This is a genomic window from Actinoplanes sp. NPDC051861, from assembly GCF_040681145.1.
GTDB lineage: Bacteria > Actinomycetota > Actinomycetes > Mycobacteriales > Micromonosporaceae > Actinoplanes.
Window position 1 is genome coordinate 221,471 of sequence record NZ_JBFAYE010000009.1, and the last position, 13,280, is coordinate 234,750.

The 13,280-nt window shown below is 71.2% G+C and carries 8 protein-coding genes; 2 read left to right on the forward strand and 6 right to left on the reverse strand.

Annotated elements, in window-relative coordinates; translation table 11 throughout:
* Positions 1-20 precede the first annotated feature (20 nt).
* On the reverse strand, positions 21-2,777 hold the full coding sequence (locus AB0M02_RS24620; RefSeq protein ID WP_364230406.1) for a bifunctional diguanylate cyclase/phosphodiesterase: 2,757 nt from the start codon (positions 2,775-2,777) through the stop codon (positions 21-23).
* 144 nt (positions 2,778-2,921) lie between these two features.
* Here AB0M02_RS24620 and AB0M02_RS24625 point away from each other — a divergent pair, with 144 nt between their 5' ends.
* Positions 2,922-3,581: a Bax inhibitor-1 family protein gene (locus AB0M02_RS24625; RefSeq protein ID WP_364230409.1), complete on the forward strand. Its 660-nt coding sequence runs from the start codon at positions 2,922-2,924 to the stop codon at positions 3,579-3,581.
* A gap of 151 nt (positions 3,582-3,732) precedes the next feature.
* Here AB0M02_RS24625 and AB0M02_RS24630 read toward each other — a convergent pair whose 3' ends face one another.
* The 3 genes from AB0M02_RS24630 to AB0M02_RS24640 are packed head-to-tail and all read right to left on the reverse strand — an operon-like array spanning position 3,733 to position 8,470.
* The gene (locus AB0M02_RS24630) at positions 3,733-5,406 is read right to left on the reverse strand and encodes a hypothetical protein (protein ID WP_364230411.1); all 1,674 of its coding nucleotides are present in this window, start codon (positions 5,404-5,406) and stop codon (positions 3,733-3,735) included.
* An 11-nt stretch (positions 5,407-5,417) separates the two neighbouring features.
* Complete coding sequence (locus AB0M02_RS24635; protein ID WP_364230413.1) at positions 5,418-6,728, reverse strand: hypothetical protein; 1,311 nt, start codon at positions 6,726-6,728, stop codon at positions 5,418-5,420.
* Between the two features lie 56 nt (positions 6,729-6,784).
* The gene (locus AB0M02_RS24640) at positions 6,785-8,470 is read right to left on the reverse strand and encodes a DUF4331 domain-containing protein (RefSeq protein WP_364230415.1); all 1,686 of its coding nucleotides are present in this window, start codon (positions 8,468-8,470) and stop codon (positions 6,785-6,787) included.
* A gap of 170 nt (positions 8,471-8,640) precedes the next feature.
* Here AB0M02_RS24640 and AB0M02_RS24645 point away from each other — a divergent pair, with 170 nt between their 5' ends.
* Positions 8,641-10,470 (forward strand): cellulase family glycosylhydrolase, encoded by a 1,830-nt coding sequence (locus AB0M02_RS24645; protein WP_364230418.1) that lies wholly within the window; start codon positions 8,641-8,643, stop codon positions 10,468-10,470.
* Here the strand turns inward: AB0M02_RS24645 and AB0M02_RS24650 are convergent.
* Positions 10,467-11,600: a PHB depolymerase family esterase gene (locus AB0M02_RS24650; protein ID WP_364230420.1), complete on the reverse strand. Its 1,134-nt coding sequence runs from the start codon at positions 11,598-11,600 to the stop codon at positions 10,467-10,469. The two genes, AB0M02_RS24645 and AB0M02_RS24650, sit on opposite strands and share 4 nt — an antisense overlap.
* A 208-nt stretch (positions 11,601-11,808) precedes the next feature.
* A complete protein-coding gene (locus AB0M02_RS24655) occupies positions 11,809-13,278 on the reverse strand; it encodes a methyl-accepting chemotaxis protein (protein WP_364230423.1) in 1,470 nt (489 codons plus the stop codon).
* Between the last annotated feature and the right edge of the window lie 2 nt (positions 13,279-13,280).

Here is a 13,280-nt window from a genome sequence, read left to right on the forward strand (position 1 = left end):
GGGGGTTTCGTTGACGTGCGTCAGCGGGCGGGGGCGGTTGCGGTGGCGGTGAGCAGCAGGCCGGCCTGGTCGGCCGAGACCGGGCGGGAGAAGTAGTAGCCCTGGGCGAAGTGGCAGCCCATCTCGCGCAGCGCCTCCAGCTGCACGAACTCCTCGATGCCCTCGGCGACGGTGGCCATGCCCAGGCTCTTGCCGAGCTGGACGATGGTGTCGGCGAGCGCGGTGTCGTCGGTCAGGGTGCCGAGCCGCTCCACGAACGAGCGGTCGATCTTGAGCGTGTCGACCGGGAAGCGGCGCAGGTAGGCGAGGGACGAGTACCCGGTGCCGAAGTCGTCGATCGCCAGCGTCACGCCGAGCGCCTTGAGCCGCAGCAGCTGCTCCAGGTTGTCGTCGGTGTCGGTCATCAGCACGCTCTCGGTCATCTCCAGGCAGAGCTGGTTCGCGGGCATGCCGGTCTCGGCGAGGATGCCGGCGACCACCTCGACGAGGTCGGTGCGGTCGAACTGGCGTACCGAGACGTTGACCGCCATCTTGATCGGGCGGCCCTCGCCGGCGGCGCTCCACTCGACGGCCTGGCGGCACGCCTCGCGCAGCACCCAGCGGCCGAGCGGGACGATCAGCCCGGTGGCCTCGGCGATCGGGATGAACTCGGCGGGCGGGATCAGCCCGCGCTCCGGGTGCTGCCAGCGGGCCAGCGCCTCGAAGCCGATCACCTCGTTGGTCGCCACGTCGATGGTGGGCTGGTAGTGCAGGCGCAGCTGCCCGCGTTCGAGTGCCACCCGCAGGTCGGCCTCCAGCTCCAGGCGTGCGACCAGCTCGGAGAGCATCTCCGGGTCGTAGCTGGCGTAGCAGCTGCCGCCCGCCGACTTCGCCTTGTACATGGCCAGGTCGGCGTTGCGCATGAGCTGCTCGGCGATGTCCGCCTCGGCGTCGCCGAGCAGACCGGCCTCGGCCAGCAGCCCGGCGGCGGCCAGGCCGATGCTGGCCTGTACGTGGATGCTGCGGGCCTCGATGGCGAACGGCTCCTCGAGCACGTCGATGATCCGCTGGGCGACCCGGCCGGCCTCGTCGTCGTCGGTGCCCGGCGCCGACTGGATCAGCACCGCGAACTCGTCGCCGCCGAACCGGGCCACCAGGTCGCCGTCGCGCACCGAGGCGCGCAGGCGGTCGGCGACCTGCACCAGCAACTGGTCGCCGGTCAGGTGGCCGAGGCTGTCGTTGACCTCCTTGAACCCGTCCAGGTCCAGGAAGAGCACGGTGACGTCGCCGCCGTCCTCGCGCCTGCGGATCGCGCCGGTGAGCCGTTCCCGGAACAGGGCGCGGTTGGCGAGCTGGGTGAGCGCGTCGTGGTACGCCTCGTGCACCAGCTGGTCCTGCAGCTCCTTGCGCTCGCTGATGTCGCGCGTGTTCAGCACCAGCCCGGCCACGTTCGGGTCGGAGAGCAGGTTGGTGATGGTCATCTCGGCCTGCCGGACGCGTCCGTCGCGGTGCCGCACGGTCAGTTCGAGGACCGTGGTCGCGTACGGGCGGCTGGCGACCTGGCGCAGGGCCTGTGCCAGGCGCAGTCCGGACTCCGGATCGATCAGCTTGGTCAGCCGGCGGCCGGTCAGCACGCGGGCGGGGTAGCCGAAGACCCGATGGGCCGACTCGCTCTGGTAGAGCACGTCCGCGTCCGGGCTGACCACGGTGACCACGTCGGAGCTGTGCTGGACGAGGGCGCGGAAACGCTGCTCGCTGGCGAACAGCTCGGTGGTGCGAGCGGCGACGCGGGCCTCCAGGGTGCGGGTCAGCCCGCGGTTCTCCCGGAGGGTGAGGAGCTGGCGTACGACGATCAGCAGGATCAGGATCGAGCGGATGTAGGTGACGAAGACGTTGTTGTCGCCGGTGCGGGCGTACCAGACCACGGAGGTCAGCAGCGCGGCGAGCACGGCTACGTACGGCAGCATGATGCCGACGGGCTGGGCGTTGTCGCCGTCCCGCTCCTCGTCGTCCTCGTCCGGGGGCGGGACGGGCTTGAACGCGGCGAGCAGGATCATGGAGAAGCCGGCGAACCACCCGATGTCGGTGACGCCACCGGAGTTGTACTCGCCGATCAGGCTGAGGTACGCGTACCCGATGTCGGAGACCGCGAAAGCGGTGATGCCGACGCCGACGAGGGCGAGCTGGTCGAACGTGCGGCCGTGCCGGCGCTGCTGGGCCAGCATGTACAGGACCACGGTCACGATCACCACGTCGCCCAGCGGGTAGGCGAGGCTGACCGTGAGGGCGAGCGTGCTGTCCTGACCGGCTTCGATCAGCGGGGTGATCACGAAGATCCAGGCGATCAGTACGAGCGAGGCGGCGACCATCAGGCCGTCCAGGACGATCCGGGCGCGGTTGGCGAGGCTCTGGGCGCGGCTCGGCATCACGAGCAGGCCGACCGGGGTGAGCAGGACCATCCCGACGTAACCGAGGTCGGCGATCGACGGGAACGGGGCCTGATCACCCTGGAACGACTCCAGGTAGACCCAGGCGCCCTGCCCGAGACCCCAGCTGAGCACGCCGAGTCCGACCAGTCCCCAGCCCCAGCGCAGGCGGCCGGTGAACGAGCGCGCCCGGATGAGGCAGGACACCGCCGCGGCGATCGCGCCGAGGCACAGGCCGAAGTTGGAGAGGGTCTGCGAGAACTCGGGCCCGGCCACGCCTGTGCCCAGGACCAGGCCGAAGGCGGCCACGACGGCGCCGACGAGCAGGCACAGTCGCGCCCAGCCGGTGTGCTCGGTTCTGTCTGCCTTCAAGGGGGTCGCTCCGGGGTCGGAGGGCGGGCTCGTACCGCCAGCAATCGGAGCCGGCCGGGCAACCTTGAGGAGATCTCCGCGACGAGTTCGTATCACCCCTGGCGGAGGGTGTCCGGGCGGCCTCTCCGGGCCAGAGTGGTCGGCATGGACGAGACCTACGCGTACCCTCCGGCCGGGATCGCCGCCCGCGACCGGGGCCACACCCTGTTCGCGCAGACTATGGGCTTCGTCGCGGCGACCACCGCGCTGTTCGCCCTCGGCGCGTACCTGGGCCGCAACCTGCCCGGTTTCGCTGCCTTCGTCGCCTACCTCGCCTCGTTCGCCGCGCTGATCGCCATGCAGTTCACGGTCAAGCGGTCGAGGCAGACGACGGTCGCGCTGCTCGGCGGGTTCGGCCTGCTGATGGGCGTGGCGGTGGCGCCGACACTGGTCTATTACGCGGCGACCGACCCACAGGCGCTCTGGCAGGCGGGTGCGGCGACGGCGCTGTTCGTGGCGGCCTTCGGAGCAGCGGGGTACGCGACGCGCCGCGACCTGACAGCACTGGCGCGCATCTGCTTCTGGGCCCTGGTCGCGCTGCTCGTCTTCGGGATCGTGCTGATCTTCGTGAACATCCCGTACGGCTCGCTGATCTACTCCGTGCTGGGCCTGGTCATCTTCGCCGGCTTCATCATGTTCGACTTCCAGCGGTTGCGCCGCTCGTCGGACGTGGACTCGGCGCCGCTGCTGGCCGCCTCGATCTTCCTGGACATCCTGAACGTTTTCCTCTTCTTCCTCCGCATCTTCCGCGGCGGGAACCGGTAGCGCCTAGGGTGGCCGGCCCTCTCTCCACCGCTCTGGACTCCCGCGGGCGTGCTGAGCTGGGTTTGTGGCTGGGCTCCGTGTTGCGGAACATCGCTGCGGTCCTGACCGCCGTGAGTTACCGCGCTCACGTGGATGGCCGGGCGGCGGCGCCTCAGGCGATGGCGCGTACCCCGATGCCGACTCCCACGAGAACGATCAGTGCCGCGGTGGCGGTGGGGGTGCCGGCTGCGACGCGCCTGCCGAGGTGGGAGAGCCGGGCGCCGGCGCGACCGGCCCAGCCACCGGCGGCGATCAGGCCGGCGAGGCGGTTCTGGGCTACGACCAGGAGCAGGCCGACGGCGGTGAGTGTCGCGGCCATGCCGACGCCGTAGGCCAGGACCAGCGCCACGCCGAGTCCCGCGCGCCCGAGCCCGATCGCGCCGAGCAGGACGACGAGCGCGGACGGACTGGGGACCAGCCCTCCGGCAAGCCCGATCCCGGCCAGATCAAATCCACGGCGAGGGGCGTGCGAGTGGCCATGCCCGTGCCGGTGCGCCCGCTCCTGGGAGTGCGGCTCCGGGGAGTGGGCGTGGCCGTGGGAGTGGTGGTCATGGGAGTGCGGCTCCTGGGAGCCGGCGTGGCCGTGGTCATGGGGGTGGTGGTCATGGGAGTGCGACTCATGGGAATGGCCGTGTGAGTGGCCGTGGTCGTGGGAGTGGCCGTCATGGGAGTGGCCGTCATGCGAGTGGTGTTCATGGGAGTGGTGCTCATGGGAGTGCCCCTCCAAGCCCCGCCCCCGCCGAGTCCTGACCAGCATCCGCGCGCCGACCACAACCACGATCACCCCGCTGACCACACCGAGCACACTGAGCACCTGCTCACCCGCCAGCGCAGTCGAGGTGCTGAGGACGACCCCCAACACCAGCACCCCACCGGTGTGGGCCAGCGTGACAGTCCCACCCACCGCCAGCGCGTCCCGAATCCGGCCCCGTCGCCCGGCGAAGTAGGCGGCCATCACCGTCTTGCCGTGTCCGGGCAGTGCGGCGTGCCCCGCCCCCAGCAGCAGCGCCAGCAGAAACGCCAGCCCCACCACCACCGGCGTCAGCCGGCCCCCGAGCAGCGACTCCACCCGGCTCTGCGCCGAGGCAAGCCACGAAGGCCCACCCTGCGCCCGAATCCCAGCCGCCTCAGCACCCGAGCCCGCGGCGGCGGCCGCGCCGGTCTCCCCGAGGCCGCCCACCTCAATCGTCGCCGACCGCACATCCGGCGCCGACGAGAGCACATCAGCCGGATAGGTCTTGAGCTGCCCTGACACGCTCTCGGCCGGCACCGACGACGAAGCCAGCCGCACCCCCGCCCCGACCGCCGTGATCTCCCGCCAGCCCACTCGGTCCACTCGGTAGCTGTTGTCCACCCGTACCGTTGCCGGCGACCGCAGAGAAACGGGCGCGCTCAGCCGGCAGCCGAGCCGGCTCGTGGCCAGGCCGCCGGTGCCCGGCAGCACGTCGTAAACCTGCCCGGACACCGTCCACGGAAGCCGCCCGCCCGCCGATACGGCGAAGCCGTCGGCAAGCCGGGCGCACTCCGCCCGCGCATAGATAGAACGTTCGTTCTCCCGAAGGGTCCCGTCCCCGTCGAGGTCGGCGCGGGGCCGGTCCTGCAGCGTGGGGATCTCGGCCGCGTCCACGACGGCGTCCACCTCGACACGGTCCGGGGTGAGGGTGAGCCCCGCGTACTGGTTGACCGAGAAGTTGCCGCGCGGGTGCGCCGACGCCGGGGACGCCGGCCAGACGATGACACCCACGACCGCCGCGGCGACGACCCAGGCTAGCGAGCGCTTGCTCATCACGAGCTCCTTCAGGGACGCAGGCCGGCGAGAGCACGGCGAGCGGTGGATGCGTCGAGCGGGGAGAAGTACGGGTTGGTGCGCAGCGCGCGGTCGATCTCGGTACGCGCCTCTGCCTGCCGCCCGAGGCTGAGCTGGATCATCCCGAGGTGATAGGTGTGAACGGCCGTGTGCCCGCCCCCGGCAACCGCCCGCTCCGCATAGGGGAGCGCCTCGGCGTCCCGCCCGGTAGCGTGCAGCGCCCACGCGAGCGTGTCCGCCACATCCGGGTGCCGGCGCTTCTTCCACTCCGCACTGGCGGCTGCGACCGCGTCCGCCGGCCGGTTCCGCGCGAGCGCGAGCGCCGCCGCGGTCAGCCCGTCCGCGCCGCCGTTCGCCGTGAACAGCCCCTCCGCGGCCTCGGCCAGTTCGAGTTGCTGAGAAGCTTCGGCCTCGCGCCCCGCGAGGCGCAGCAGCTCCGCATACTCCAGGAGCGCCGACGTCGAGGGCAGGCTGGCGGTGAGACCGGCGTACCCGGTCAGCGCGCCCCGCAGGTCGCCGCGGGCGGCCATGACGCGAAGCGTGCCGTGCCGGGCGGCGATCGAGGACGGGTCGGCGGACAGAGCCGCCGCGTATTCGGCGGAGGCGGTGTCCAGGTCGCCCCGCCCGAAGGCCAGGTCACCCAGCTGGACGCGGCAGAACGCCACATCGTGCGGGTCGACCGCGCCGTCCAGGCCGCGCCGCATCAGGTCGTTCGCCTCGGCGAGGCGGCCGCGCAGTTCGAGGTCGTAGGAGGCGCGGGTGTACGCGGCCAGCCCCGGCCGCAGGTCGAGCATCCGCTGCGCGGCGGACGTCGCGCCGGCCGCGTCGCCGAGCTGGGTGAGAGCGTCGGTGAGGACGCCGTACGCGTCAGCGTCGAAAGAATCGATCGTGAGCGCTGCCCGGGCGTGGTCGCGGGCCGCCGGGAAGTCGTGCCGCGCGTTGGCGAGCGCACCGAGCACCACCAGCGCGTCTCCGTTGCCGTCGCGCCGCAGGGCGAGGGACCGCTTGGCGGCCTGCTCAGCCTTGGGATAGAGCCCCGGATCCGCGGTGATCCGCGCCTGCTCCAGGTATGCCCCGCCGAGTGCCGCCCAGCCGGGCCAGTCACCGGGCACGTCGCGGAGGCGCTGCTGTGCGCGGGCGATCCGGTCGCCGAGCAGGTCGGCGGGCGGCCGGACGGCGCTCTGCGCGGCCGGCACGGTGGTGGGGTCCTCCGGGGCCGGCCGGGTCACCACGGCCGCGGCACCGAGCAGGGCGGCGGCGATCGCGGTGGCCAGTCCGAGACGGATCAGGGTGCGTCGCATCGAGGTCTCCGAAGTGGAACGGGCGGGCGCGCTCGACGGCGCGCCCGCCCTGGCGGTCACAGCGGGATGGTCCGGTCGTCCTCGGGGAACGCCCGCGTCGGTGCCGCGGGCAGCGTCCGGCGGCGGCGCCGCAGGAAGAGCACCAGCCCGGCCGCGACGATGAGCACACCGAGGCCGGAGGCACCGGTCGCCGCGTACGCAACCGGCACGGTGGCGGCGCGGGATGAGGATGCCGCGGCGGGGGAAGCAGCGACACCGGCGGGGGAGGCGGAGGTGGACGCGGAGGCCGAGGGTGCGGAGCCACCCGGCTGGCCGACCGTGTTCACGCCGACCCCGTTGGGCAGGGCCACGTACGGGAACGCGTCCCCGAAGTCCTGATCGTTGGCGTCGACCTTGTCGCCGGCCGCCAGCGCGTCCACCAGCTTGCCGGTCTGTGCCGCACCGACGAGGGCCTGCAGTTCGATGTCCAGCACGTCGTCGGCGAGCCGGCGACCGTTCGGGAAGCCCTGCAGGTCACCGCCGAGCACGCCCAGCCGGTTCGGCTGGCCCGCGACCGGCACCGACAGGTTCAGCCGCAGTTCTTCGGCGGGCTGGAACTGTGAGGCCTTCACGTCCTTGTTGTTGAGCTGCGAGTTCAGGTCCGCCTTGATCGGACCGCCGGCCTTGGTGGTGATGCCGGTCAGGAAGATCTCGGAGAGGTCGTTGCGGGGTGTCGGTGGCGCCGGGATCCCGTAGATCGCCTCGATCAGCTTCGGCACCTCGGGTTCGAGGACCCGCTTGACCAGGGCCGGGGTCTGCGCGTCGCGTCGCGGCGGGCTGGCGTTGAAGGCGTCCTTCAGGCCGGCCGGCACGACCACCTCGTTGACGAGCGGGTTGCCGAGGCGCGACACCTGGACCTTGCCGCCGGAGCCGGAGTCGGATCCGGTGATGCGGACCCGGTCGCGCTCGGTGGTGGTCCACACGCCGATCACCGGGTTGCGCCCGGCGTCGCCCTTGAGTGCCACGTCCTTGAACGGCACCTGGATGGCGATGGTGTTGACGTTGTAGCCGGAGACGGTGTCCTGGCCGGTCTCCGAGAGGTCGCCGCCGTACAGGAAGTCGAAGACGCGCAGGTCCAGGAAGAACGGGTCGTCGGCCTGGCCGGCGAAGATGTTCCAGCCGCCCGGCAGGGTCTGGGTGGCCTGGTCGCGCAGCGTCTGGTAGTCCGGCATGGACGCCGGGCCGACCCGGGACGGCGCCACCGGGGCGTTGCGTACGCGGGTCTTGAACGGCTCGCCGTTGAACGACGACTCCAGGGAGTAGGTCTGCTTGAACAGCAGGTTCTCGTCGTCGAGCGAGGTGACCGGCCCGTTGTTGTACAGGAACGTGTCGTTGCCGCGCTTGTCGATGTTCCGGAACTTCCACCGGAACTCGGCGTCGGGCCTCGCGTCGCCGTCGTTGTCGACCTTGATGTGGTACGTCGCGTCGGTGGCGAACGGGTAGAAGTTCGGGCCGCCGTTGGGCTCGGAGAACGGCTGCCAGTTCGCGACGAACGTGACGTACCCGGGCCGGTCCGGGCTGACGAAGGCGTACAGGTCGGTGTTGTCGACCGCCGGGTCGGCGGCGATCAGGGGCGCCTCGCGGTGACTGGAGGCGGTCGCGGTGGCGGGGCCGAGGCTGTAGACCGAGCCGGTGAGCAGGGCACCGGCGCCGAGCAGAGCCAGGGCGCGCCGCCGGCGGCCGGATGGGCGCTTGAACCTCATGGCGGTTCCTTCCGTGCCGTGGATGAGGGTTCTCGGCGCGGGATTCGGCAGGGATCAGGCGCTCGGATGGGCCGCTGTGAGATTCCCGATCGCGAGCAATCCGGCAGGCGTGCGGCACCGAATCCTCAGACGGCCTTCCGCGAACGCGAAAGATATTCTTAAATGTGCCTATGGCCGTACGCCTCATGGTGTTGTTGCTCGCAACGGCGCTCCTGCCTGGCGCAGCACCGGAAGAAGACACCTGGACCGGGCCGCTCTCCACCCGGGGGCGGTACATCGTCGACGCGGACGGCGTGCGCTTCAAGCTGCGCTCGGCGAACTGGCACGGCGCGAGCGGCACCTGGAACGGGTCCGGTGACACGGCCGACAACGCCAACCACCACGCGGGGGAGAACTCCGGGCGGGTCCCGCTCGGCCTCGACCGCGCGCCGATCGCCTCGATCATCACGGGTTTCCAGGACCTGGGTATCAACAGCGTGCGCCTGCCGTTCTCCAACGAGATGGTGCGCGACACGCAGCCGGTCGCCGACGCCGCGGTGCGGGCCAACCCGCAGCTGCGCGGGCTCACCCCGCTGCAGGTGTACGACCAGGTCGTCGCCGCCGTGACCGGCGCCGGACTCGCGGTGATCCTCAACAACCACACGAACACGACCCGCTGGTGCTGCGCGGTCGACGGCAACGAGCGGTGGAACACCTCGCAGACCGTCCAGCGGTGGGAGGACGACTGGCTGTTCATGGCCCGCCGCTACCGCGACAACCCGCGGGTGGCCGGTGCCGACCTCTACAACGAGGTACGCCGGACGGTCATGGACGACCCGAACTGGGGCTGGGGCAACGCGCACGACTGGTTCGCCGCCTCGCAGCGCACCGGCGACCGGATCCTCGCCGAGGCCAACCCGAACCTGCTGATCATCGTCGAGGGCATCAACTGGACGGGCATCCCGGTGGACGGCTTCGCGCACGAGCGGCCGACGCTGCGACCGGCCCGGACGCTGTCGCACACGCTGGTGCGCTCCGGGAAGCTGGTGTACTCGGCGCACTTCTACGACTACACCGGCCCGAACCACAGCGGCGCGACCGGCGTGGGGGAGACCAGCGATCCGCGCTACCGCGACCTGAGCGCCGCCGACCTGGCCGCCGTCGTCAACCGGGACGCCCTGTTCGTCGCAGGTGAACCCGGCAACCACTTCACCGCGCCGGTGTGGATCAGCGAGTTCGGCGTGGACGCGAACGCCGCGCCGGGCAGCAGCCAGCGGGCGTGGTTCGAGAACTTCGTGAACGTGCTGGCCGCCGCGGACGCGGACTTCGCCTACTGGCCGGCGATCGGCTGGGCGGAGAGCGGCAACGAGTGGGGCCTGCTCTTCTTCGACGCTTCCGGGCGGCGGTCGGGCCTGCTCGACGACGCCGACTGGCGGTCCGCCGCCTGGCAGCGGCTGGTCACGGCGACGGCAAAGCAGGGGTACGTGACGCCGGTGCCGTCCCGCTCGATGCTCAGCCCCGACCACGGTGACTTCGTCGCCTCGCTGCGGATGCGCGCGCAGCCCGACTGGGACAGCGGTGCCCGCAAGGCCGCCTGCCCGGACGGTCAGCGGCTGATCGGCCTGAGCCATACCGGCAACCGGGGTCTGTGTGCGGACTTCACGGCGTGGGGCAGCTATCAGGTGGTCCGCGACGAGCGGTACGTCAGCCGCGACTGGGCGTCCGGCTGGACGAAACTGCAGTGCCCGGCCGGTTCGATGCTGATCGGGTACGCGGTGCGCGGCGCCGCGGTGTCGAGCGTCCTCTGCGGAACCGCGTCCGGTCTCGCCACGGACACCGGCCGGACCGTCTGGTTCGACCGTGGCGACAACCGTCCCGCCGGCAACCCCGGTGGCGACTTCGCCTCCGGCCACTACAAGGGCCAGTGCGCCGACGGTGAGTACGCGGCCGGTGTCGCGTACACCGGCCGCCTGTTCTCGTCACGAACTCCCGACGCGCTGTTCTGCCGCAGCCTCGCCTAGCACTGCCCGTCGGCGAGGACGTAGTGGTTGGGACCGGTCTGCCGCAGCGTGTGCACGGTGAACGTGTTCCACAGGCCCATCGCCTGGTTCGACCCGTTGGCGTACACGTTTCCGCCGGACTGGTAGGCCCGGCCCGCGGTGGTGTGCGCGTAATTGCTGGCCGTGAAACAAGGCTGGGTGGCCGGAGGGGGCGACGAGGGCGGCGGCGTGCCGTTCCCGGTCAGGCCCCACGACTGCGCGATGTAGTACGACGAGCAGATCGAGTCGAGGTAATAGGTGCCCGCTGTTCCGCACTGCTCCGCGGTGTTGACCGGTGTGCCGTGCCCGATGCCCTGCACCCGGTACAGCGAGACGGCGTTCTGGTAATGCTCGACGGTCGTCGATCCGGGCAGGGACGCGGTGGCGGACGGTGTCCGCGAGACGCCCCAGACGTTCGTCCACTGGTCGCGCAGTTCGGTGGCGTTCGCGGGGACGACGGTGGTGTCCGAGGTGCCGTACCAGATCGAGGCCCTCGGCCACGGCCCGCCGTAACCGGGATAGGCGGCGCGGACCAGGTCACCCCACTGCTGCGGCGTCTTGGACTGCGCCTGGTACTGGCAGATCGTGCCGCAGTCGTAGGGCAGCCCGGCGATCACCGCACCGGCCGCGAACACATCCGGATAGGCCGCCATCATGACCGCCGTCATCGCGCCGCCCGCCGACAGCCCGGTCACATAGACCCGGGCGGGGTCCGAGCCGTACGCCCGGATCGCGTGATCGACCATCTGCTTGATCGAGAGGGCCTCGCCCTGGCCGCGCCGGATGTCCCCGGCCGTGAACCAGTTGAAGCAGGCGAGTGCGTTGTTGGCGGACGTCTGTTCGGGGTAGACGACCGCGGCACGGTAGAGATCGGCGTACCTGGGCCAGCCGGAGTGGCTGTGGTAGTCGGCGGCGCTCTGGGTGCAGCCGTGCAGCGCGACGATCAGGGGGCGGCCGGTGGGCAGGCCGGCGGGGACGTAGGAGTACATGCGCAGAGCGCCGGGATTGCTGCCGAACGAGCCGACCTGCGTGAGTGCGGCGGGTGCGGCGGAGAAGCCGGCGACGGCCAGCGCCGCGGCCAGGAGTACCGGCCAGTACCGACGGGGATTCATGTCGGGGACGTTACAAACGTGTCATCGATGATCCCATGTGCCGCCGCACCACATCGACCTAGATCAACGTGTGGATTCTCGGCCGGTCACGACCGTAACGTGATGTGATGGACACTCGGCCTACGCAGCCTCCGCCCCCGCCTCCTCCGCCACCTGAACCGCCGCCACCTCCCGGTCCGCACTGAGCGGCACCGCCGCGAGGCGGGCGTCAGCCGGACGCGGCACCCACCAGTCTCTGCAGGTCGCCCGAGAGCGACGTGAGGTGGGACGCCGTCTGCCGGGTCTGCATGGCGCTCGCCTCGGTCTCCCGGGTGACCCGAGCGGTGTCCGAGGCGGCGACGTTGACCTGTTCGACGGCGGTGCTCTGCTGCTTGGTGGTCAGTTCGATCTCCCGGCTGGCGTCGGTGGCCGTCGACACCAGGTCGGCGATCCGGCGGAACGACGTGGTGGCGTGATCGACCTGCAGGACCCCGTTGTCGACCGCGCGGGCGCCGAACTCGGTGGCCTTGACCGTCGTCTGCACCGCCTCGCGGATGTCGTCGATCAGCGACCGGATCTCCTTGGCGGAGACCGCCGTACGGTCCGCCAGCTTGCGGATCTCCTCGGCCACGACGGCGAATCGCCGGCCCCACTCGCCGGCGCCGCTGGCCTCGATGGTCGCGTTGATCGCCAGGATGTTCGTCTGCTCGGCGAGCTCGCTCACCAGCTCGACGACCCCGCCGATCTGCTGGGACTTCTCGCCGAGGGCCAGCATGTGCCGGACGATCTCGTCCATCTGGCTGCGGATCTCCGCGATCGACTGCCGGGTCTGGTCGATCGTGGCGTCGCCGCTGCGTGCCGCCTGCGTGGTGTCCTCGGCGATCTTGGAGACGCGCTGGGCGTTGTCCGCGATCAGCCGGGACGTGATCATCAGTTCGTTGATCGTGGCGGTGATCTCGTTCATCGCGCTGGACTGGTCCTGCCCGCCGACGGCCTGCGTCGCGGCGGCCGCCTCGAGCTGCGCCGACGAGCTCTGGATGTGACTGACGGCCGAGCCGACCTCGCGGCGCAGCCCCCGCGACAGCCGGTAGGCGATCAGCGTTGCGGAGACGACGCTCAGCCCGACCAGCACGCCGATCAGGATGATCGACCGGGTCGCGGTCCGGGAGGACGCCCGGCGCGCCTGGTCGAGATCGGTCTGCACACCGGCGCTGAGCTCGGCGATGGCCTGCTTCAGTGCGCGGCGTGCCGGTGGGACCTGACTCGCGTTGAGCTGCGTGATGTCGGCGAGGCTGGTGAGCGACCTGCGGCGTTCCACGACCGGTTCGAGCGCCGCGGTGTAGACGCCCTCGGCCTGCGCCACCGCGTCGAGCAGCCTGCGTGTGACCGGATCCGTGATCCTCGCCCGCAGCTCCTTGATCTTGTCGAGGAACGCGGTGCGGTCCGCGGTGAAGTTCTTCAGGTTGTCGGCCGACGGGTTCAGCAGGTAGGCGCGGTAGTCGGCGATCCGCTGCTCGGCGACCGTGCCGAGCACCAGGCTCTCGGACAGCTGCTCGGAGGACGCCCGGATGACGTCGTCCTTGCTGCTCGTGACGGTGGTCAGCGCCGTGACGGAGGCGGCACCCATCAACAGTGCCAGTCCGACGGTCAGCGCGAACCCGCCGACGAGCCTGCTGCTGAAAGTGCTGGTGGACGCCATTG

Coding starts and splice junctions, on each gene's coding strand:
- AB0M02_RS24650 (WP_364230420.1), bottom strand. CDS start 11,600: ATGAATCCCCGTCGGTACTGGCCGGTACTCCTGGCCGCGGCGCTGGCC.
- AB0M02_RS24630 (WP_364230411.1), bottom strand. CDS start 5,406: ATGAGCAAGCGCTCGCTAGCCTGGGTCGTCGCCGCGGCGGTCGTGGGT.
- AB0M02_RS24640 (WP_364230415.1), bottom strand. CDS start 8,470: ATGAGGTTCAAGCGCCCATCCGGCCGCCGGCGGCGCGCCCTGGCTCTG.
- AB0M02_RS24625 (WP_364230409.1), top strand. CDS start 2,922: ATGGACGAGACCTACGCGTACCCTCCGGCCGGGATCGCCGCCCGCGAC.
- AB0M02_RS24645 (WP_364230418.1), top strand. CDS start 8,641: ATGGCCGTACGCCTCATGGTGTTGTTGCTCGCAACGGCGCTCCTGCCT.
- AB0M02_RS24655 (WP_364230423.1), bottom strand. CDS start 13,278: ATGGCGTCCACCAGCACTTTCAGCAGCAGGCTCGTCGGCGGGTTCGCG.
- AB0M02_RS24635 (WP_364230413.1), bottom strand. CDS start 6,728: ATGCGACGCACCCTGATCCGTCTCGGACTGGCCACCGCGATCGCCGCC.